Genomic DNA, 22,522 nt, shown 5'->3' on the forward strand with positions numbered 1-22,522 from the left:
CAGCATACGATAAAGATCACAACAAGGATTGCTTATGTGGTATCAAACTGAGGTTCGTCTGCGTGCTCTGCCGCGCGGGTTTCACCTGATCACCGACGAGATCGTGCACGCGCTCCCCATGTTGGGCGACATGGATGTAGGTATGGTGCAAGTATTTATCAAGCACACCTCGGCGAGCTTAACCCTCAATGAAAACGCCGACCCGACCGTGCGCCAAGATATGGAGACGCACTTTAATCACTCAGTGCCTGAGCGTGCGCCTTATTATCGCCACACCTACGAAGGGGACGATGACATGCCAGCGCATATCAAAGCGTCATTGTTAGGCGCAAGCGTCACGGTGCCCATCAGCCAAGGTCGGCTGAATTTAGGCACGTGGCAAGGGATTTATCTAGGCGAGCATCGCGATGAGGGCGGCATGCGTACCTTGGTAGTGACCCTGCAAGGCGCACCACAAGCCAACGTCTAGTCTCGCTGGCCAGCATGCGTTTAGATAAGGGGGCAGGGCCTAACCCGCCGCCCGCCGCTCAGAGGTGGTGGTCAGGTATTGGCGCGGCACTCGGCCGGTCACTTGGCACACGAGCTCATAGCCGATGGTATCGACCAAGCGGGCAATGCGCTCGACGGGAAGCTCAGGCCCCCATAACACCGCCTCATCCCCCACTTTGTCAGCGGCATCTGGCCCTAAATCGACCGTGATCATATCCATCGATACCCGCCCAGCGAGTGGTACTTCGCGGCCATTCAACCAAACAGGGGTGCCATCGGGCGCCAGTCGTGGGTAGCCATCACCATAACCGATGGCTATCACACCAATCAGCGTATCGCGCTCGCTACGCCAGCGCGCGCCATATCCTACCGGCTCACCGGCTTTTAGCTTGCGAACGGCCATCACCCTTGAGGTTAAGCGCATCGCCGGTTTCAAGCCCAGCTGTTCACCCGTCAGTTCAATCCGCGACGAAATACCATATAGGCAAATGCCAGGGCGCACCCAATCAAAGTGACTTTGCGGCCAAAACAAGGTTCCCGACGACGCCGCCAGTGAGCGTTCACCGGGCAGTCCTTCTGTCACCTGTGTGAAGGTGTCTATTTGCGCTTGCGTAATGGGATTATCCATCTCGTCGGCGCAACCGAAATGACTGAGAAAGCCAATTTGCGGCGCCACATTGTCACACGCTTTCAAGGCAGAGAGTGCGTCTGGCACTTGCTCAGGCTCAAAGCCTAAGCGATGCATCCCAGAGTCGACCTTTAACCACACGGGTAACGGCTCACTCAGTGCCGCGTTAGTCAGCATGGTGACTTGCTCATCACAGTGCACCGTGGCGGTCAGTTGGTGTTCAACCAATAGCGGCAGCTCGTCGGCTTCATAAAAACCTTCCAACAAAACAATAGGCAAGCATATACCGGCCTGCCGTAACGTCAGTGCTTCTTCAATCCGTGCCACCCCAAAAGCATCGCTATAAGGCGCAAGTGTGGAGGCCACTGAGACCAAACCATGGCCGTAACCATCCGATTTAACCACTGTCATCACTTTGCTATTGGGCGCTTGGCGACGCATCACCTGGATGTTGTGTATCATCGCCTCCGGATCGATAACGGCTTTGGCCGCATTCGTCATGATAAAAGGATTACTCGTCATCAAACGCCGGCCCTGCATAATTATCAAATCGCGAATACTGCCCTTGGAAAGTCAGTCGTACTGAGCCAATCGGGCCGTTACGCTGTTTACCAATCAGGATTTCTGCAATCCCTTTCATCGCACTTTCCGGGTTATAGACTTCGTCGCGGTAAATAAACATGATCAAGTCAGCATCCTGCTCAATGGCACCCGATTCACGCAAATCCGAGTTAACCGGGCGTTTGTCGGCCCGTTGCTCCAACGAACGGTTAAGCTGTGATAGCGCCACCACAGGCACATTCAGCTCTTTCGCGAGCGCTTTGAGGGAGCGGGAGATCTCGGCAATCTCAAGAGTTCGATTCTCTTGCAAGCCAGGAACACGCATTAGCTGCAGATAGTCGACCATGATCATGCTCACCCCACCATGCTCACGGGCAACACGGCGCGCGCGTGAACGCACATCCGTCGGCGTCAGGCCGGAGCTGTCATCGATGTACATGTTCTTTTTCTGCATTAAGATCCCCATCGATGACGAGATACGCGCCCAGTCTTCATCATCAAGCTGACCGGTACGGATCTTGGTTTGGTCAACCCGTGAGAGCGAGGCCAACATACGCATCATCAGCTGTTCAGCTGGCATCTCGAGCGAGAAAATGAGTACCGGCTTTTCTTGATCCATCGCCGCGTTTTCACACAGGTTCATCGCAAAGGTGGTTTTACCCATTGAAGGACGAGCCGCCACGATCACAAGATCAGAAGGCTGCAGACCTGCCGTTTTCTTGTTCAGATCAGTAAAGCCGGTCGATACGCCCGTGACTCCATCTTGTGGGGTTTTGAAAAGCTCTTCGATACGCTCAAGGGTTTTACTGAGCACCGAGTCGATATGTTGCGGCCCTTCGGTCTCACTGGTTCGTGACTCAGCAATCGCAAACACCTTGCTCTCCGCCATATCGAGCAGATCTTCTGACGTGCGCCCTTGGGTGTCATAGCCGGCATCCGCAATTTCATTGGCTACCCCGATCAGGTTACGAACCATGGCTCGTTCGCGGACAATATCCGCATAAGCGACAATATTCGCCGCACTTGGCGTATTTTTAGCCAACTCAGCCAGATAGGCAAAACCGCCCACATCATCCAAATGACCGGTTTTTTCTAGGTGTTCAGATAAGGTGATTAAGTCAAGCGGCTTGCCTTCATCAAGCAAAGACTTGGTGGACTCATAAATCAATCGGTGCGGACGACTATAAAAGTCATGGCCGACCACTTTTTCCGCAACCGCGTCCCAACGTTCGTTATCCAACATCAAACCACCCAACACAGACTGCTCGGCTTCGATAGAGTGTGGGGGCACTTTGAGGTTAGCGACTTGCTGATCTTTTGCGGGTTTACGATTGTCTGCCATAAAAACTCACCTATTGCTACTGGGGGTCATTATACCCGCTGTCCTCGCAGGACGCTGCCCCATGCAGCATTTTTTTCCAAACGCTGAATAAGTCCCCGAGATTTTAACTTAAATTTGACCGCCTAGGAGGCCAGGACACCTAGGATAAGGCGCGATATTGTCAACAGGTGATTCACGATGAAAGTGCCGTCCCTCTTCCTTGTGATGTCCACATTATATATCCCTTTTAGCCACGCCACGGAGACCACGTCATCCCCTTGGCAAAGTGATTTGTCGTTAGGACTGCAACAGTTAAGCGGCAATGCCGATTCACAAACAGTCAACGGGGAAGTGAATGGTCAATATGATGGCGAACAAACACGTTATCAAGCCAGCGCGAGCGTGCTACAAGTGGAAAAAGATGGCGAGGAAGATAAACGTAAAACAGAATTAGAAGCCCAAGCAAACCGTGGTATTAGCGCGCGCAGCTATGTCTTACTAAACGCTACCTATGTCGCTGACCGCTACGGTCCCTATTACGATGACTTTATGTTAGCCACAGGGCTTGGCCACCAATGGTGGCAAAGTGACACCTTCCAACTCAGCACGGAAGTGGGGCCAGGGTATCGCTACCAGCGTCCCAATCTTGATGAAATCGACGATGACGATCTCATCATGCCTTACTCGGTTCGCGAGCCGGTGATTCGTGCACAGGCTAAAGGAGAGTGGCAACTGGTCGACAGTGTCAGCTTAGAGGGGAGAAGCATTGTAATCTCGGGCGCCAGTAATACCAGCGTGGAAGGTGCCGTCACTCTGGCTTCTACCATTACCGAAAAGCTTTCGATAAAAATAACCAGCAAACACAACTATATGACGGATGTGCCTCCAGGATTGAAGCACCACGACAGCGTGCTAACCGTCGGCCTTCGCTATCAGTGGCTATAAAAAAACCAGCCCGAGGGCTGGCTTTTTATCAACGTTTTGATGCGCGATTACGCAGCAACAACGTTTACTTTTACGGTTGCGAACACGTCATAGTGCAGCTGTACGCTGATTTCGTACTCACCAGTGTGACGCAATGCGCCCTCTGGTAGACGCACTTCGTTTTTCGCAATTTCAACGCCTGCTGCAGTCACAGCATCAGCGATGTCACGGGTACCGATAGAACCAAATAGTTTACCTTCATCACCCGCTTTAGACGCGATTTCAACGGCTTCTAGTGCTTCAACTTTTTCTGCACGCGCTTGAGCGGCTGCCAGTTGCTCAGCAACTTTCGCTTCTAGCTCAGCACGACGTGCTTCAAAGTGTTCGATGTTGGCTTTGGTTGCCATAACTGCTTTACCCTGAGGGATAAGGAAGTTACGCGCATAACCAGATTTAACAGTTACCTGATCACCTAGGCCACCCAGGTTACCGATTTTATCAAGTAGAATAACTTGCATTCTTCAATCCTCTCTAACTTGGACAGTTCCGATTACTGATGCTTGTCAGTGTACGGCAGCAGGGCCAGGTAACGAGCGCGCTTGATAGCACGAGCCAGTTGACGCTGATACTTAGCACGAGTACCAGTGATACGGCTAGGTACGATTTTACCTGATTCGGTAATGTAATTTTTTAGAGTCGCTACATCTTTGTAGTCGATCTCTGTAACGCCTTCTGCAGTGAAACGGCAGAATTTACGACGACGGAAGAAACGTGCCATGGGCTTATCTCCTGATCTAAATGTCTATGATGTTGTCGGCATGCAATACCCATTTACCCTCGCCTTGTCGGCTGGTTTGGTAGGCGAGAAACCCGCTTACCTTGATATGGCTGCCTAAAACTAAATTTTGCGTTTGTTGTGTTGACACTTGCCCACTGGCTACCACAGATAAGCGACAAAACACTTGTCGAGGTAGGTCAGCTTCAACCTGCGTGGAACGGTGCTCTAACACAAAGTGACAGTGCGGAATTCCTGCAGGACTTTGGCGACGGACCGGACCTTTACTGATAACACCAGCAAGCTCCAACCGATTGGTCATCACAGCAATTACTCAGCTGCGTTTTCGCCTTCAGCTTGCGCTTCAGCTTTTGCTTCTGGTTTCGCTTCTGGGCGCTCTTCACGCTTAGCGGTACGCTCTTCTTTAGCCTTCATCATGACAGATGGCTCAGTGATAGCGTCTTTGGTACGCATGATCATGTTACGGATCACCGCGTCGTTGAAGCGGAACATGCTTTCCAGCTCGTCAATCACAGCCTGCTCAGCTTCTACGTTCATCAGAACATAGTGTGCTTTGTGCAGCTTGTTGATTGGGTAAGCCAGTTGACGACGGCCCCAGTCTTCTAGACGGTGGATTTGACCGCCTGCATCTTTGATAGACGCAGTGTAACGCTCGATCATGCCAGCAACTTGCTCGCTTTGATCAGGGTGCACCATGAATACGATTTCGTAATGACGCATTGAGTTGCTCCTTACGGATTAATCAGCTTCCACAATTGGCTCGGTCGTCCAGCGGAAGCAAGGAACGAAAAGTAAAAGACCGAGAATCAGGCGCGAGATAGTACAGAATTGCAGCGGCATAAGCAAACAGATTTTCTCTTTATCCGCTTTTCTTTCTGTCACCGTGTCACCACAACGTCAAAAGGCCCTCGCTGCGTTACTTATCGGAACACGCGCCTTATCCTCCCCCTTTACAACATAGAATGTGCGCACCACTTAATTCGCTCAAAACAACAACCTACTGATAACATTCTCCGTGACATAGACCGAAAAAGCATGACAAATCGCAAAAAAATCAAGAAATCAAGCCTGCAAACTGTCAAGTTTGTTTAATTTTCAACCGACATCACGCTATTGATGCACTTCTTTTTTATCGATAATTAATTTCTGAACCCGCGCTCAAATTATTACACCTTCGCCTCCATTTCTTGGCATTCATTGCCCAATATAACCACTTTGTTGCCTAGACTTGACCTGAAAGTCGGTTTTTTAGTGCAAAAAGCGTAGGGAAGGACGCATCAATCGCTAACTGTATTGATGAAATTCGCTTCAAAAATTTTGGGAGCAAAATATGAAACTGATGACGCCATCACGTGCCGTCGCGCTAGGTTTGGCGGGGCTCGCGTTAACTAGCCCCAGCGTGCATGCTGCGGTTGATTGCCAGCCTCTGCCCGATTGGCAGAATGGCAATACCTACACCAAAGGGGATCAAGTCAAAGCGGACAATACCGCCTATGAGGCAAGGTGGTGGACGCAAGCCGATCCTGCCACTCAGTCTGGCGAGTGGAAAGCATGGAAAATCCTCGGCCAGTGCGCGGGCAGCGTTAACCAAGCCCCTACCGCAACCTTAACCGTGTCACCGTCTGGACCCGTTGAGGTTGGCGACACACTCACCTTCACCCTCGCCGGGGCCGATACGGATGGCACAGTGACCTCATTCGTACTCTCACAAGGCGACACTGTCTTATATGAAGGTGCAGAAGCGACCACCATTGACTGGCAAGCCGAACAAACGGGGCGCTTTACGTTTAGTCTCACCGTGACCGACGACAAAGGCGCGACCGATACCCAAACATTGCAACAGGTGGTGGGTGATGACCAAACCGGCGGCGATGAGTATGCCTGTCGTCCGGCTGGTTTATACACCACCCCCGATGTCGACGTGCCGTATTGCTCGGTGTATGACGAGAACGGCCTTGAATACATGGGCGCTGATCACCCTCGCCGTGTTATCGGCTATTTCACCAGCTGGCGAAACGGTGCCAACGGCCAGCCCGCTTATTTAGTCAGCGATATTCCTTGGGACAAGATCACCCACATTAACTACGCCTTTGCTCACGTCAATGCGGACAACCAATTGTCTATCGGCGATCCCAATGCCCCCGATAATCCAGCAACCCAAATGACCTGGCCGGGCGTGGCCGGCGCAGAGATGGATCCAACCCTGCCGTACAAAGGCCACTTTAACTTGCTCAACAAGTATAAAAAGCAGCACCCCGACGTGAAAACGCTGATCTCCGTGGGTGGCTGGGCCGAAACTGGGGGCTACTTCGGTGAAAACGGCGAGCGTATCGACAGTGGCGGTTTCTACACCATGACCACCAATGCCGATGGCAGTGTCAACCAAGCAGGCATCAGGGCTTTCACCGACAGTGCCGTCGCCTTCTTGCGCCAGTATGGCTTTGATGGTCTAGACATTGATTATGAATACCCATCGTCAATGAAAGACTCGGGGCATCCGGACGATTTCGAGTACTCTAACCCACGTCGGGCGCACTTGAATAAATCCTACCAAGTGCTGATGAAATCGCTACGTGAAGCGCTCGATAAAGCCAGTGCACAAGATGGCAAGCACTATATGCTGACCATCGCCGCACCGTCATCGGGTTACTTATTGCGCGGGATGGAAACTTTCCAAACCACCCAATACTTAGATTACGTCAACATCATGAGCTATGACCTACATGGGGCATGGAATGATCATGTTGGCCATCAAGCGCCACTGTATGACACCGGCGAAGACTCAGAGCTTAAACAGTGGAATGTCTACCAAACGCCTGAATTTGAGGGGATTGGTTATTTAAATACCGACTGGGCAGCAACCTATTTTATGGGCGGTATGTCACCCGGCCGTATCAATATCGGTATCCCGTATTACACCCGCGGCTTTAAAGACGTACAAGGCGGCGATAAAGGCCTTTGGGGACGCGCGCCACTGCCAAACCAAAGTGAGTGCCCAGCCGGCACCGGTGTCGGTGAGAAAAACAAATGCGGCAACGGTGCAGTCGGGATAGATAATCTTTGGCACGATGTGGACGAGCTCGGCAACGAAGTGCCTGCAGGCTCTAACCCATTGTGGCATTTGAAAAACCTGCTCGATGGCAAACTACCGGCCTATGCGGCGGAGTACGGACTCGACCCAGAGCAAGATCCTAGCGACCGTCTCACCGGTAACTATCAACGTTATTACGATGACATCGCCAAAGCGCCGTGGGTTTGGAACGAAGAAAAACGCGTATTCCTATCGATGGAAGACGAAACCTCGATGGCCGAAAAGGTCGACTACGTGATCAATAAAGGTCTAGGCGGGGTGATGTTCTGGGAGCTGGCGGGGGATTATCGCTATGATGATCAGCGTCAAGCCTACTTTATGGGCGATACCCTGACTTCGCTGGCGTACCAAACCTTTAAGCAAGCTGGCAGCGACTACTCACTGCAACGTGGCGATGCCAACTTCCAAGTGCCAAGCGAGCAAGTGGATGTCACCTTTGACGCGCTGGACTTCCCGGTGGGCGATGACAACTATCCTATTCGCCCTACGTTCCGCTTTACCAACCACTCCGATCTGGACTTATCGGGCGCCACCATCAGCTTTGATGTGCCCGTTTCCACCTCGGCCATTTTTAAATCTGACTGGAACGCTCAGAAAAAGCTACGCATGGAAGTTGTGCGTGATAGCAGCAACGCCAGTGGCAACAATATCGGCGGGTTTGATGCTACGCACCATCGCTTTGCCATCACCCTGATTAACGAATGGGGCGGCATTGAGCAAAGCTTTAAGCCCGGTGAAACCTTGGATGCTCAGGTGATGTACTACATGCCGATCACCAACCCGACCAATATCACCATCGAAAAAGATGGCCAGCGCTATGCGGTGAAGCAGGAGTATCCAAGCCTTCCGCCTGCGCTACCCGGTAGCACCAGCCAAAGTGGCGGAGAGTCTCAGTGTCCCGGCGTCGATGTTGCCAGCCTGAGTACCTATCCCAACTGGCCTAACGGGGGCAACCATGCCAGCGGTGGCGACCAACTTATCTACCAAGATGCGGTATGGGAAGCCAAGTGGTGGACCCAAGCGGCACCCGGTGGTCAAGCTTGGCGCCAAGTCTGCAGCCTCTAATCCATTTCTGGTCTTGAATGCGGGGGCTGCGTGCCCCCGTTAAGGAGTCGTTATGTTCAAGTCTTCGTTCACACAGTTTTCCTGTCGTACCGCCGTGGCCCTTGCGCTGGTCGCAAGCAGTTCACAAGTGATGGCACATGGCTATTTAGACAGCCCCAAAGCACGCCAAGCGATTTGCCATGAGCAAGGGGGCTATTGGTGGCCTTCAGATGGGTCACGTATTCCCAATGCTGCCTGTCGCGCTGCGTTCTTAGAGTCGGGGCACTACCCGTTTGTGCAACACCACGAATCAGCGCAATTGGTGGCGGATTACCGCAATATGGATGCGGTGAAAGCGGCCGTGACCGATGGCAACTTATGTGGTGCCGGCGATCCCAATAAAGCCGGGATCAGTTTGCCCTCACCGGATTGGCAACGGACCGAAGTCACCCCAGATGGCAATGGCCAAATTGACGTACGTTTTCGCGCCACCACACCTCACAACCCAAGCTATTGGGAAATTTATCTCACCAAGCCAGACTACAACGGCGCGACCGATGCGCTGACGTGGGATGATCTCGAGAAGATCGACACCTTTGGCGATCTGCCCATTGTGATCGGCGATAACGGAAACCGTTATTACGAGATGACCGTGACCCTGCCCGCCGATCGTCAAGGTGACGCCATTCTCTATAGCCGTTGGCAACGCATTGATCCGGCCGGTGAAGGCTTCTACAACTGTGCCGACATCACTATCACCCCCAGTCAGACAGCGCCAGCCCAATGGCACGAGCTGGGCTACTTTGTCCCACATCCACAAATGGCAGCTTTGGGCGATCGCGTACGTGCCCGCTTGCACAACCGCCAAGGCCAAGAAGTGGTAGATGTCACACTCACTCTGACGGACCAAAATGTGGCGGAGTGGCCACACGCGCTGGCCAGCCTTATCGAACAACAGGCTAACGAGCCCTTACGTATCGGGGTGATGCGCCACGGTGAGATCCAGTTTAATGCCGATGACGTGGTGCAAAACCAAGTCTTTAGCCACCACGATAGCTATAGCTTCAACCTGTCGGTGATCCCGGCTACCGACGAACCCACCAGCAACCTGCCCGCGTGGAGCGCTTCTGAGGTCTATGTGGCCAAGGATCGCGTGCGCTACGGCGACAACATCTACCAAGCAAAATGGTGGACACGAAACGAGCAACCCGGCGCTGCCCTTGTTTGGCAACGCGTGACACAATAAGGAGCAAACATGAAGCCAATGACCCTACTCTCTCTGGCGATTGCTGGGGCACTGGGTGCCAGCCACGCCGTGGCGGCCCCCTCAACCCCAAGTTTGGACTGGAAGCCACAAAACTATTCTTTTGTTGAAGTCGACGAATATGGCCGCGGATCGTACAAAGATCTGGTACAACGCGTGGACGAAGTCCAAATTGAAATTAAATGGAATGCCTGGTCCGGTGATGGCGGTGATAGCTACAAGGTGTACTTTGACGATCAGGTCGTCAATCAAGGCACCTTACCGGCAGGAACCAAATCTGGCGTTGTCACTTTCCCCTATGACAAAGGAGGCCGCCACCAGCTTAAACTCGCCTTATGTGAGGGAGGCGTGGATGGCCAGTGTGCGACCAGTGCCGCCAAACCCATCGTGATCGCAGACACCGACGGCGTGCACCTTGACCCACTGCCGATGAATGTCGACCCGAACAACAATGACTACCCCAAACAGCCTGATACCGTGGTGGGGGCATACTTTGTCGAATGGGGCATTTATGGCCGTAACTTCGATGTCAGCCAGGTGCCCGCGGGGAATCTCACCCACATCTTATATGGCTTTATCCCCATTTGTGGCCCCAATGAGTCATTGGGCGACATCGAAAATGGCAACAGCTTGCGCGCACTTGAGCTCGCCTGCCAAGGCTCAAAAGACTATGAAGTGGTGATCCATGACCCTTGGGCGGCGGTTCAGAAAAAACTGCCCGGCACACCAGCTAAAGATCCGATTGGTGGCACTTATGCGCAAATGATGGCGCTCAAGCAGCGCTACCCGGATCTGAAAATTCTCCCATCTGTTGGCGGCTGGACCCTATCAGACCCCTTCTATGATTTCACCGACAAAGCCAACCGTGATGTCTTTGTTGCCTCGATGAAAGAGTTCCTACAAACCTGGAAATTCTATGATGGGGTCGACATTGACTGGGAATACCCAGGCGGTGGCGGTGCCAACCCAGATCTAGGCAATCCAGATAAAGACAGCCAAGCCTACGCAGCCTTAATGCGTGAGCTGCGCGCGATGCTGGATGAGCTCGAGGCCGACACGGGCCGTGAGTACCAACTCACCTCGGCCGTCGGTGCCGGTTATGACAAAATCGCCAACGTCGATTACAGCGCCAGCGCGCCGTACATGGATTACATCTTTGCCATGACCTACGACTTCTTCGGCGCGTGGAATAATGTCACCGGTCACCAAACCGCCCTTTACTGCGGCAGCCATATGAGCGCCGATGAATGTGATGGTACTGGCGTCGATGATAACGGCGAGCCCCGCAAAGGCCCGGCCTACACGCTCGATAATGGCGTGCAATTACTGCTAGAAAGCGGCGTACCACCGGAAAAAATGGTGATCGGTACCGCGATGTACGGCCGTGGTTGGGAAGGCGTTTTCCCTGCCAATGCGACCGATCCTAGCAACCCGATGACCGCACCCGGAAATGGCCCGATCAAAGGCAGCACCGCAGACGGTATTTGGGAAGCCGGTGTGATTGACTACAAAGGCATCGTCAAGTCCATGCTCGGCAGCGCGGGGAACGGTATCAATGGCTTCCAACCCGGTTATGATGAGCAAGCCGAAGCGGCTTATGTTTGGAACCCAGACAACGGTAAGCTCGTCACTTATGACAACCAACGCTCGGTCAAAGCCAAAGGCCAGTATGTGCGTAATCATAACTTTGCCGGTTTGTTTGCTTGGGAAATCGATGCCGACAATGGCGATATCCTCAATGCGATGCACGAAGGCCTAGCACAGGATGGTCAGCCGCCAGTCAATAATGCTCCCACCGTTACCATTGCGCAGCAAAGCTATACGCTGGCGCCCGGAGCGTCGTTAACCATTGCCGCCAATGGGCGTGATCGGGATGGCGATACACTGACCTATCGCTGGCAAGGCGATGCGGCGTTGGCTCTGACCAATAGCGACACGGATTCGGTCACAGTGACCGCTCCCGATGTGAGCACCAGCACCGACTATTCCCTGTCGGTGACGGTGTCAGACGGCCAAGCCGATGACGAGGCCAGCGCCATCATTAAGGTGGTGGTACCGGGTGAAAACCAAGCCCCCACCGTGGCGCCTATCGCCCCTGTTAGCCTGAAAAGCGGTGAGCAAACCAGTGTGACGATTGAGGCAAACGACCCAGATGGCGATACACTTAGCTACACCTACCGTGCATCCGGCGATCTGGCCGTTTCTGGCTCCGGTGATCAGGTCACGCTGACCGCGCCCACCGTGACGGAGAATCGCGACTATGTGGTCACGGTCGAGGTCAGCGATGGCGACAACACCACGCAATCGCAATTCACGGTAACCGTGACGCCGGCCAGTGGCTTACCAACGTGGGATGAAAACACTGTGTATGTGGGCGGCGATCGTGTCCTATATCAAGGGGTGGAGTATCGCGCCAAGTGGTGGACCAAAGGCCAGCGCCCAGACCAAGGCGACCCATGGGAGCGCGTCGGGGATAGCCAAGCCAACCAAAGCAGTGAATGGCAAGCAACCGTCGCTTATTCGGGCGGCGCTGAAGTTGAATATAACAACCAACGCTACCAAGCCAAGTGGTGGACGCAAGGCGACAAGCCGGGCAGCGCCGCAGTCTGGCAACTACTGTAACGAGCTGCTTTTCCTCCCAAATAAAAAACGCCCCAAGCTGGGGCGTTTTTCTTCAACGTTGAGCAAGAGGCGCTGTGCTTAACGACGCTGACGCACCGCTTCATACAAACAGACGCCGGTCGCCACGGACACGTTCAAGCTCGACACACTGCCCGCCATCGGGATCCGGATCAGCTCATCACAGGTTTCACGCGTCAAACGGCGCATGCCGTCACCTTCTGCGCCCATCACTAAGGCGAGCGGCCCCACCAATTTGGTGTCGTAAACATCATGATCGGCTTCACCCGCGGTGCCCACAAACCACACGCCCTGCTCTTTGAGCGCACGCATGGTTCGCGCTAAGTTGGTGACGCGCACTAAAGGCACGACTTCAGCGGCGCCACAGGCCACTTTTCGCGCCGTGGCATTAAGCTGAGCGGATTTGTCTTTCGGGACAATCACCGCACTGACTCCCGCCGCATCCGCGGTACGTAAGCACGCCCCCAAATTGTGCGGGTCGGTGACACCATCAAGAACCAGCAACAAAGGGTTCTCGGTATTGGCGAGGATCGCCTCCAAGTCATTTTCGTTGTACTGACGGCCCGCTTTGACACGTGCCACTATCCCTTGGTGCGACGCACCTTGGGTTTTGTCGTCTAAGGCCTTGCGACCCACTTGTTGGATGCTGACCCCCAACATCGCAATCTCATTTAGCACAGGTACCAGACGTTCATCCTGGCGCCCTTTTAACACCATCACTTCGATAAAGCGGGAAGGGTCGGTCGCTAAAATCGCTTTAACGGCATGAATACCGTAAATTACTTCATTACTCATGATTTACTTCTTTTTCTGACCCGCTTTGGCTTTTTGTTTCTTCGCCTTTTTCTTACGCGCTTTTTCCGCAGGCGATTTCACTTTACGCTTTTTGCCGTTTTTATCTGCAGGCGCCTTGTCTTCTTCAACACTTGGCACCGCACCACGTTTAAGCTGTTGGCGAACCGAGGTTCGCTCACGACGGGCTTGCGGGTCTTTATTCGACTCCGCTCGGCCTTTTTTACGTTTGTCACGAGCCGTTTTACCCGGGCGACGAGCTTTGCGTTCAGAGCCTACCAGCTCAAAGTCGATTTGTCGCTCATCCAAGTTCACCGCCAAGACTTTCACTGTCACCTGATCGCCGAGTCGGAACACACGGCCAGACCCTTCGCCCACCAAGCGTTGCCCTACCATATCAAAGCGATAGTAATCATTATCGAGGTTGGAAATATGGACTAAACCATCGATATGTAGCTCATTAAGGCGGACAAAGAAACCAAAGCCAGTGACATTAGCAATCACGCCTTCCAGCTCATCGCCAACGTGATCTTGCATGTACTCACATTTGAGCCAGTCCGATACATCTCGGGTGGCATCATCGGCACGTCGCTCTGTTTTCGAGCATTGCTCACCCAGCACATCCATATCATCAAACGAGTAGTGATAGCCGCCAGTGGGTGTCCAACGATCTTGGTTTTTACCCGCTTGTTTGGCAATCAGGTATTTAAGCGCTCGGTGGAGAAGCAAATCCGGATAACGACGAATAGGCGAGGTAAAGTGCGCGTATTGCTTGAGCGCCAAACCAAAGTGGCCTTGGTTATCCGCTTGATACACCGCTTGCTTCATCGAGCGGAGCAGCATGGTTTGAATCAGTTCACTGTCAGCACGACCATGCACCACATGCATCAGCGCCGCGTAATCTTTCGGCGTCGGCTCAAGGCCGCCGCTGAGACTCAAGCCTAACTCGCCTAAGAAATCTTTAAAGCCGCTGAGGCGCTCTTCGCCCGGCGCTTCGTGGACACGATAGAGCGCCGGCTCTTTATGTTTTTCCACAAAACGGGCAGACGCGACGTTGGCCAGGATCATACACTCTTCGATGATCTTGTGTGCATCATTACGCTCCACCGGCACAATGCGGTCGATTTTACGCTGTGCGTTGAAAATAAACTGGGTTTCCACCGTCTCGAATTCAATCGCCCCGCGTTGCTGACGTGCATCGCTCAGCACCTTATACATATCGTGTAAGGTTTCTAAGTGCGGGACCAGAGAACGGTAGCGCTCACGCAGCTCCTCGTCGCCTTCCAAGATATGGGAAACCTTGGTATAGGTCAGACGCGCGTGGGAGTTCATCACCGCTTCGTAATGTTTGTAACCAGATAACGCCCCTGATTCTGAAATCGTCATCTCACACACCATACACAGGCGGTCGACTTGCGGATTCAGCGAGCATAAGCCATTAGAAAGCACTTCCGGCAACATCGGCACGACTTGGTTAGGGAAGTACACCGAGTTACCGCGGTTTTGCGCTTCTTTATCCAGCGCCGAGTCAGGACGCACATAGTAACTGACATCGGCAATCGCCACCCACAAGCGCCAGCCGCCAGAGCGTTTACGCTCACAATACACCGCATCATCAAAGTCGCGGGCATCTTCACCATCGATGGTCACCAGTGGTAAATCACGCAGATCGACACGCCCCTCTTTGGCTTTTTCTGGCACCTCTTCACTCAAGTTTTTGACTTGTTTAAGCACGGCATCCGGCCATTGATGGGGAATATCATGGGTGCGCAGTGCAATCTCGATTTCCATGCCCGGCGCCATGTTCTCGCCCAGCACTTCGACAATCTTACCGACAGGATTGGTTTGGCGGGTTGGGCGCTGCATGATCTCGACCACCACCACATTGCCCATACGCGCACCTTGGGTTTGTTCTTTGTCGATCACAATATCTTGACCAAGACGGCTATCATCGGGCACCACAAAGCCCATACCGTCTTCCACAAAGTAACGACCTACAATCTGGCCTTGGCGCGCTTCGAGCACGCGAACCACACGGGCTTCTTTGCGCCCACGCTTATCGGTGCCAACACCCTGGGCTAAAATCACGTCACCATGCATCACGCTCCGCATTTGATGATGCGGCAGCATCCAATCATCGTGATTGCCTTTGCCTTCTGGGCGTAGAAAGCCAAAGCCGTCACGATGACCAATCACGGTCCCTTTGACCAAGTCCAACCGCTCGGGTAAGGCATAGCATTGGCGACGGGTGAACACCAATTGTCCATCACGCTCCATGGCGCGCAGGCGTCGACGTAGCCCTTCATACTGCTCATCACCAGCTAGGCCCAGATGTGAAAACAGATTATCGCGACTCACTGGTGCCTTGAAGCTGCGGATAATTTCCAGCAAATGCTCGCGGCTGGGCACCGGATTCTCGTATTTCTCCGCTTCGCGTGCCTGGTGAGGATCGGCTGCGAGGCTGCTCGGGGTATTATTTGTCGAACCTGTGTCTTGCGACATAGACCTTTTCCTATTGGCGTATGTTGATTTCATTATATCTGTAAACTGTCGCTATTGCGCCGCGATGATCGCAGTTTGACGTTTTGTTTCAGCGCCTTGCTTGCAGGCAACGAGAGGAGCATGGCGCATTGGCCATATCAAATCAGATTGGGAACAGATGTGTATAGAGAGTGTAACGGATTTTGCGCGCAAAGTCGCCTACTGACAAGACCGACGGCTACCAGTAGCTGGTGCGCCGTTTAGCACGGGCGATAATGTTTTGCGGCATCCGCGCCTCAAGTGCTGAACGTAACTGTGCGATACGATTACGGGTGCGAGAATCCGCGGTGATGGTTTGATATAACCAGCGGTAAGCGTCTTCATAATCAAGCGGCGAACCGACATCGTCCACCAGCAACTCTGCCAGCTGGATCCGGGCACGCGTATCCCCCAACGAGGCAGCTTCACGTAAATAAGGGATCGCACGGTGCTGATCTTGCTGCACCAGTGTGCCATTGGCGTAGTAACGGCCAATTTGCTCCAATGCGGCGGGTAGCCCTTGCTGAGCCGCTTGCTTCATGTAGTAAACACCGAGATCCGCGTCTTGCTCAACACACACCCCCCACGCCAGCATATCGCCATATAAAAATTCATAGGCAGGGGAGCCCACACGGGTGGCACGGGCTTCAATATCTTGTACGAGCTGACATTCGTCTTGTTTGACGCGCTCAAGGTGAGAGTTGGTTTCAAACAGCGTGATAAGCTCACTTTCTTCGTATAAAGGCACAGCCGCCCCGACGTCCGCATGGGCCGTTGCTGTCGTCAGCGTCGCTGTCGTCAAAGAAAGTGAAAAAATCAGCGTTCGAAACTTCATGCCTACTCGCTATTCAACCAAGAAACCCAACAGCAACGCGCACGCTCGCCGTGTGCTTTTTTGTATCGGCACCTTGCATACTGACTTTAGCAAAGGCGGCAAGTTTTTTCCGCTTTCACGCGATTTGGCTTCCTACGCCACACTAAAATATGAAAAAAGCCAGCGATCAACGCTGGCTTTTGGTATCGAACCGTCTTACGTGCTTAACTATTAAAAGGATGCACTTTGATAATGGTTTCGTTACGGTCTGGACCGGTCGAGACCACATCGATAGGCACACCAGTCAGCTCTTCGATACGCTTGATGTAGTTCAGTGCAGCTTGTGGAAGCTCATCCAGAGACTTCACCCCAAAGGTGTTTTCACTCCACCCCGGCATGCTTTCATAGATAGGCTCAATGTTCTCATACGCGTCAGCAGCTAATGGAGACACCTCAACGGTTGAACCGTCTGCCATCTTGTAACCGGTACAAATTTTGATTTCTTCCAAGCCGTCCATCACGTCAAGCTTGGTTAAGCAGAAGCCTGATACCGAGTTAATCTGTACGGCACGACGCATGGCCACCGCATCAAACCAACCACAACGACGCTTACGGCCAGTGGTGGCACCGAATTCAGCGCCCTTGGTACCAAGGTGCATGCCAATCTCATCATCCAGCTCAGTTGGGAATGGGCCTGCCCCTACACGGGTGCAGTAAGCTTTAGCAATCCCCAACACATAGCCAAGATGACGAGGACCAAAGCCTGAGCCCGCTGCTACACCGCCAGCGGTAGTGTTTGAGGAGGTCACATACGGATAGGTGCCGTGGTCGATATCAAGCAAAGTGCCTTGCGCGCCTTCAAACATGATTTTGTCACCACGCTTGCGGGCATCATCCAGCTCTTGAGTCACGTCCATCACCATGCCGGTGAGGATGTCCGCTTGCTCCATGACTTTCGCCAAGGTCTCTTCGTAGCTTACTGGCTCGGTTTTGTAGAAATGCTCAAGCTGGAAGTTATGGAACTCCATCACTTCTTTAAGCTTTTCAGCAAAGGCTTCTTTGTCGAACAAATCGCCAACGCGTAGGCCACGACGGGCGACCTTGTCTTCGTACGCAGGACCAATACCACGGCCTGTGGTACCGATAGCTTTCTTACCGCGTGCTTGCTCACGTGCTGCGTCAAGCGCAATGTGATAAGGCAGGATCAGTGGACACGCTTCTGACAGGAATAGGCGCTCACGCACAGGCACGCCACGTGCTTCCAGCTCACCCATTTCTTTCAGCAAGGCGTCCGGGGACAGCACCACACCATTGCCGATAATGCATTTAACGTTGTTGCGGAGGATACCAGAAGGAATCAAGTGTAGGACGGTCTTTTCACCGTCAATGACAAGAGTATGACCTGCGTTGTGACCGCCTTGGTAGCGAACCACGTATTTTGCATCTTCAGTCAAAAGATCAACGATCTTTCCCTTACCTTCGTCACCCCATTGGGTGCCGAGAACGACTACGTTATTACCCATCTTCTTCGATATGCAGCTAGTTAAAAATGGATTCTAGCACCTTAAAAACTCGGTTGCAGTCATTTTTTAACCGTATTGACATTTTCACTTGTCTGCTCGGTGCCAGGTGGCTGAATGCTAGGTTAAAAGCTGGTAAGCCAGCACACTCCCAATCACCACTAAGCAGCCACCAATACGCCGCAACTGGGTGTCAGATTGTTCACCCAAAGCCATGACCATCTGTCGCCACTGTTTCGGCAGTAACATCGGCCCTAACCCCTCAACCACTAATACCAGCGCTAGCGCGCCCCACAGGCTAGTCATTCTTACCTCCTACGTCGAAAATAGGGGATGACGACATAAAAAAAGACAAGGCCAGAGCCTTGTCTTTTATGCGTCGCTACCCATCTAACGATTTACTTTTCTATCGCTTCAGGTTGCTTCATGTATTTGAAGAAATCACTCTTCGGATCCACGACGAGCATATCGCTCTTGCTGTTAAAGCTCTTACGATACGCTTGTAGCGAGCGAACAAAGCTATAAAACTCAGGCTCTTTTTTGAAAGCGCTGGCAAATAGCTTCGCCACTTCTGCATCAGCTTCACCACGAGTGATCCGCGCTTGACGTTCTGCTTTGGACAGAATCGTCGCCACTTCTAGCTCCGCTTGCGCACGAATGATTTCCGCTTGCTCGCGACCCTGTGCACGATGGCGACGGGCGACGGCCTCACGCTCAGCACGCATACGCGCATAAATCGACTCACTGATTTCACTCGGTAGGTTGATACGCTTGATACGCAAGTCAATCAACTCAATCCCTAAATCACGCGAACCCTCGCTGGCCGCCCGCTCAAGGACACTTTTCATCACTTGATCACGTTTTTCAGACACAATCTCTTTGATGGTCTTGTTACCAATTTCGGCACGCAGGCCATCGGCAACACGACGTTGCAACAGAGATTCAGCCGTCAATTTATTACCGCCCCCTGTGGACAGATAGTACTGGCCAAAGTCTTTAATACGCCATTTGACGTAAGAGTCGATAATAACGTCTTTTTTCTCCGCGGTAACAAAGCGGTCAGCGCGATCATCCATGGTTTGAATACGCGCATCCAAGGTCTTAACGCGATCAAATAACGGCAGTTTGAAGTGCAGACCGGGCTGGTAGATTTTCGCCACGTCGTTATCCGCTTTAAGCACACGTCCAAAACGGATCACAATGCTACGCTCACCTTCACTCACCACGAAGATCGACATCAAAAAGACCACTGCCGCTAGGACGACAACTGGGATCATCATCTTACGCATGCTTAGTATCTCCCTTCTCGTGATGAACCAGAACGCGGCGCCGACTCTTGCTGTTGAGGCTGAGAGCTTTGCTCAAGCTCAATACCATATTGGCTGCTCGACGTTTCTTTACGCTGGTTAGCGCCGACGGCTGCGCCTCCCATTAGCTTATCCAGTGGGAGATACATGAGGTTGCTGTTTCCGCTTTGCGAATCCACCATCACCTTACTCGTATTGCTGTACACTTCTTCCATGGTCTGGATGTATAGCCGGTTACGCGTCACACGGGGTGCATCACGATACTCAGGCAAGAGTTTCTCAAATTGAGAGACTTCACCCTCTGCTTCGTTAACGGTACGCTCTTTGTAACCCAATGCCGCTTTTTTCAGCGTTTCAGCACGACCCGTTGCTTTCGGCAACACATCATTACGATACGCTTCGGCTTCACGGATAAAGCGGGCCTCATCCTCTCGCGCTGCAATCGCATCATCAAAGGCGTCTTTGACCTGCTCCGGTGGGCGCGCATACTGGAAGTTGACATCCACCACCAACAAGCCCATATCGTACTTGTCGATGATTTCGTTCAGCTCAACCTGAGTGCGCTCACGCACTTCTTGACGGCCACGAGTGATGATGTCATCCATCAAAGAGTCACCGACGACCGCACGCAATGCTGAATCGGTTGCTTGACGCAAGCTGTCATCTGCATTGGTCACGCTATAAAGATATTGCTGTGGATCCATCACGCGGTACTGAACGTCCATCTCCACGTTGACCACGTTTTCATCTTTGGTCAGCATCAGGCCAGAGCTATTGAGCGAACGAATCGACTCTACATCCACCGTGCTGACCGTATCCACAAAGGTTGGCTTCCAGTTCAGGCCCGGTTGAACGATACGATCATACTGACCAAACCGCAGCACCACACCACGCTGAGCTTCCCCGATGGTATAGAACCCGGAAATACCCCAGACAATGATACCTACCAGCGCGAGAACGCCTAGCCCTGCCATACCACCGCCGAACGATGGTCCTTTACCTTTGCGGCCACCTAAGCCGCCCAATTTGCGGCTTAGTTTGTTAAACAATTCATCAAGATCCGGTGGCCCTTGATTACGGCCTCCACGATTCCCCCAGGGGTCTTTGTCGGGACCGCCATTGTTTCCTGGCTCATTCCACGCCATTCGCGCACTCCATCAAATTGATCTGACGATAATTTTTTACTCTAGCAGCCTAATCACTGACGATAAAGTCGCCGAGCTGGTTGCCTTCTCTTTTTTCTAACCGATACCAGTCCGTTTGCGGCAGCCTGACATCGACGAGTAGATGCCCATCATCTTGGTACTCTTCACTGATAACGCATCGCATCTGGTGAAATTTACTTTGCATTCGCCCAGCCATACTTGGTGGCAGCCGTAATTGATGCCGCACCATGGTGCCAGATAAACGCTCGGTAAGGGCTTCAAATATGAGCGCGATACCTTGACCAGACAACGCTGACACCCATACTGCTTTCGGAACGCCCTCTTCGTCCCGTTCAATACGAGGCTCAGCCTGATCCAGACTATCTATTTTGTTCATAATGATAAGATGAGGCACATCCGCCGCATCGATTTCATCCAACACACTGTTGACCGCTTCAATGTTGTCACCAAAGCGTTCATCACTGGCATCGACCACGTGTAGTAGCAAGCTCGCTTCTTGCGTTTCTTGAAGCGTTGCTTTAAATGCCGCGACCAAGTCATGCGGTAAGTGACGAATAAAGCCGACGGTATCCGCCAATATCGCGGTACCCAAGTCGTCCACTTCAATACGGCGCAATGTCGGATCCAAGGTGGCAAACAGCTGATCGGCCGAATATACCCCCGCTTCGGTGATCCGATTAAACAAGGTCGATTTGCCCGCATTGGTATACCCGACCAATGACACAGTCGGCACTTCCGCCCGCGCGCGCGCACGTCGCCCTTGCTCACGCTGCTTCGCAACCTTATCCAGTCGCTTTAAAATCGCTTTCACCCGATCACGCACTAAGCGACGGTCTGTTTCTAACTGTGTTTCACCCGGGCCACGCAAGCCAATCCCGCCTTTTTGACGCTCAAGGTGAGTCCAGCCTCGCACAAGCCGGGTAGATAAGTGGCGTAACTGAGCCAGCTCAACTTGCAACTTACCCTCATGGGTACGCGCACGCTGGGCAAAAATATCGAGGATCAATCCGGTTCGGTCTAACACTCGGCATTTAAATCGCTGCTCTAGGTTGCGCTCTTGGGCCGCGGATAAAGTGTGATTAAAAATCACAATGTCCGCGCCGACTTGTTGCACAGTATCTGCTATTTCTTGGGCTTTTCCCTCGCCAACAAAATATTTGGGATGAGGGGACTGACGGCTGCCGACAACAACTTGCAAGGCATCGACACCCGAGGATGACACCAGCATTTGAAATTCGCTGAGATCATCCCACTCGCCATCATGGGTAAAGTTTATATGAACGAGTACAGCCTGTTCACCGGCCTCGTAACGGTCAAACAAGCGATAGACTCCTTAGCAATAGAATGCTTTATTCCTCAGGTTTTTCTTGCTGACGTTCGCCCTGTGGACGCTCACCAGCCCCTTGATTATTGTTGTGGTGGCTCACAGCACGTGCCGGCACAACGGTTGAAATCGCGTGCTTGTACACCATTTGATTAACCGTATTTTTTAGCAGGATCACGAACTGATCAAACGATTCGATTTGGCCTTGCAACTTAATACCATTTACTAGGTAAATGGAAACAGGAATGCGCTCACGACGTAACGCGTTCAGGAATGGGTCTTGTAATGATTGCCCCTTAGCCATTATTTCTTTTCCTTATT

Annotated in this window: 20 protein-coding genes; 5 read left to right on the top strand and 15 right to left on the bottom strand. The window is 52.6% G+C overall.

Annotation, left to right across the window (positions count from 1 at the left end; translation table 11 throughout):
* Positions 1-34: 34 nt before the first annotated feature.
* On the top strand, positions 35-469 hold the full coding sequence (locus EHW58_RS09455) for a secondary thiamine-phosphate synthase enzyme YjbQ (RefSeq protein ID WP_152796109.1): 435 nt from the start codon (positions 35-37) through the stop codon (positions 467-469).
* 39 nt (positions 470-508) lie between these two features.
* On the opposite strand, the gene alr is transcribed toward EHW58_RS09455, so the two are convergent.
* Positions 509-1,639 carry an alanine racemase gene (alr, locus tag EHW58_RS09460; RefSeq protein WP_227486527.1) on the bottom strand — a complete coding sequence of 377 codons (1,131 nt, stop codon included), beginning with the start codon at positions 1,637-1,639 and terminating at the stop codon, positions 509-511.
* Positions 1,629-3,020, bottom strand: a complete 1,392-nt coding sequence (locus tag EHW58_RS09465) for a replicative DNA helicase (RefSeq protein WP_077578833.1) — start codon at positions 3,018-3,020, stop codon at positions 1,629-1,631. The genes alr and EHW58_RS09465 overlap by 11 nt, the downstream gene beginning before the upstream one ends.
* Before the next feature lie 177 nt (positions 3,021-3,197).
* On the opposite strand from EHW58_RS09465, the gene EHW58_RS09470 reads away from it, so the two are divergent.
* Positions 3,198-3,944 (top strand): YdiY family protein, encoded by a 747-nt coding sequence (locus tag EHW58_RS09470; RefSeq protein WP_152796111.1) that lies wholly within the window; start codon positions 3,198-3,200, stop codon positions 3,942-3,944.
* 47 nt (positions 3,945-3,991) lie between these two features.
* Here the strand turns inward: EHW58_RS09470 and rplI are convergent, their stop codons facing one another.
* From rplI to rpsF, 4 genes are read right to left on the bottom strand one after another with little or no spacing between them, the layout of a single operon-like run.
* A complete protein-coding gene (gene rplI, locus EHW58_RS09475) occupies positions 3,992-4,441 on the bottom strand; it encodes a 50S ribosomal protein L9 (protein ID WP_046074368.1) in 450 nt (149 codons plus the stop codon).
* A gap of 32 nt (positions 4,442-4,473) precedes the next feature.
* Entirely contained in the window at positions 4,474-4,701 is a 228-nt protein-coding gene (rpsR, locus tag EHW58_RS09480; RefSeq protein ID WP_021023493.1) for a 30S ribosomal protein S18, read from the bottom strand.
* Between the two features lie 16 nt (positions 4,702-4,717).
* Positions 4,718-5,020 (bottom strand): primosomal replication protein N, encoded by a 303-nt coding sequence (gene priB, locus EHW58_RS09485; RefSeq protein ID WP_046074369.1) that lies wholly within the window; start codon positions 5,018-5,020, stop codon positions 4,718-4,720.
* 8 nt (positions 5,021-5,028) lie between these two features.
* Positions 5,029-5,439, bottom strand: a complete 411-nt coding sequence (gene rpsF / locus EHW58_RS09490) for a 30S ribosomal protein S6 (protein ID WP_046074370.1) — start codon at positions 5,437-5,439, stop codon at positions 5,029-5,031.
* Between the two features lie 610 nt (positions 5,440-6,049).
* On the opposite strand from rpsF, the gene EHW58_RS09495 reads away from it, so the two are divergent.
* From EHW58_RS09495 to EHW58_RS09505, 3 genes are read left to right on the top strand one after another with little or no spacing between them, the layout of a single operon-like run.
* Positions 6,050-8,875 carry a glycosyl hydrolase family 18 protein gene (locus EHW58_RS09495; protein ID WP_227986298.1) on the top strand — a complete coding sequence of 942 codons (2,826 nt, stop codon included), beginning with the start codon at positions 6,050-6,052 and terminating at the stop codon, positions 8,873-8,875.
* A gap of 52 nt (positions 8,876-8,927) precedes the next feature.
* On the top strand, positions 8,928-10,100 hold the full coding sequence (locus EHW58_RS09500; RefSeq protein WP_152796113.1) for a lytic polysaccharide monooxygenase: 1,173 nt from the start codon (positions 8,928-8,930) through the stop codon (positions 10,098-10,100).
* A gap of 9 nt (positions 10,101-10,109) precedes the next feature.
* Entirely contained in the window at positions 10,110-12,740 is a 2,631-nt protein-coding gene (locus EHW58_RS09505; protein ID WP_152796115.1) for a glycosyl hydrolase family 18 protein, read from the top strand.
* Between the two features lie 78 nt (positions 12,741-12,818).
* On the opposite strand, the gene rlmB is transcribed toward EHW58_RS09505, so the two are convergent.
* The 9 genes from rlmB to hfq all read right to left on the bottom strand — a co-directional run bounded on the left by rlmB (position 12,819) and on the right by hfq (position 22,505).
* Positions 12,819-13,553 (bottom strand): 23S rRNA (guanosine(2251)-2'-O)-methyltransferase RlmB, encoded by a 735-nt coding sequence (rlmB, locus tag EHW58_RS09510; RefSeq protein ID WP_077606416.1) that lies wholly within the window; start codon positions 13,551-13,553, stop codon positions 12,819-12,821.
* A gap of 3 nt (positions 13,554-13,556) precedes the next feature.
* Positions 13,557-16,052, bottom strand: a complete 2,496-nt coding sequence (rnr, locus tag EHW58_RS09515) for a ribonuclease R (protein ID WP_152796117.1) — start codon at positions 16,050-16,052, stop codon at positions 13,557-13,559.
* A gap of 217 nt (positions 16,053-16,269) precedes the next feature.
* Entirely contained in the window at positions 16,270-16,905 is a 636-nt protein-coding gene (locus EHW58_RS09520; RefSeq protein WP_046074374.1) for a tetratricopeptide repeat protein, read from the bottom strand.
* Positions 16,906-17,108: 203 nt separating this feature from the next.
* On the bottom strand, positions 17,109-18,407 hold the full coding sequence (locus EHW58_RS09525) for an adenylosuccinate synthase (protein ID WP_046074376.1): 1,299 nt from the start codon (positions 18,405-18,407) through the stop codon (positions 17,109-17,111).
* Between the two features lie 117 nt (positions 18,408-18,524).
* Positions 18,525-18,710, bottom strand: coding sequence for a DUF2065 domain-containing protein (locus EHW58_RS09530; protein ID WP_046074377.1), 186 nt, complete (start codon positions 18,708-18,710; stop codon positions 18,525-18,527).
* A gap of 92 nt (positions 18,711-18,802) precedes the next feature.
* Positions 18,803-19,693, bottom strand: coding sequence for a protease modulator HflC (gene hflC, locus EHW58_RS09535; RefSeq protein WP_046074378.1), 891 nt, complete (start codon positions 19,691-19,693; stop codon positions 18,803-18,805).
* A 2-nt stretch (positions 19,694-19,695) separates the two neighbouring features.
* Complete coding sequence (hflK, locus tag EHW58_RS09540; protein ID WP_046074379.1) at positions 19,696-20,856, bottom strand: FtsH protease activity modulator HflK; 1,161 nt, start codon at positions 20,854-20,856, stop codon at positions 19,696-19,698.
* Positions 20,857-20,905: 49 nt separating this feature from the next.
* Positions 20,906-22,198 carry a ribosome rescue GTPase HflX gene (gene hflX / locus EHW58_RS09545; protein ID WP_152796119.1) on the bottom strand — a complete coding sequence of 431 codons (1,293 nt, stop codon included), beginning with the start codon at positions 22,196-22,198 and terminating at the stop codon, positions 20,906-20,908.
* A 28-nt stretch (positions 22,199-22,226) separates the two neighbouring features.
* Positions 22,227-22,505, bottom strand: coding sequence for an RNA chaperone Hfq (gene hfq / locus EHW58_RS09550; RefSeq protein WP_046074381.1), 279 nt, complete (start codon positions 22,503-22,505; stop codon positions 22,227-22,229).
* Positions 22,506-22,522: the final 17 nt, after the last annotated feature.

Source organism: Salinivibrio sp. VYel1 (genome assembly GCF_009377945.1).
In the GTDB taxonomy this organism is placed as follows: domain Bacteria; phylum Pseudomonadota; class Gammaproteobacteria; order Enterobacterales; family Vibrionaceae; genus Salinivibrio; species Salinivibrio siamensis.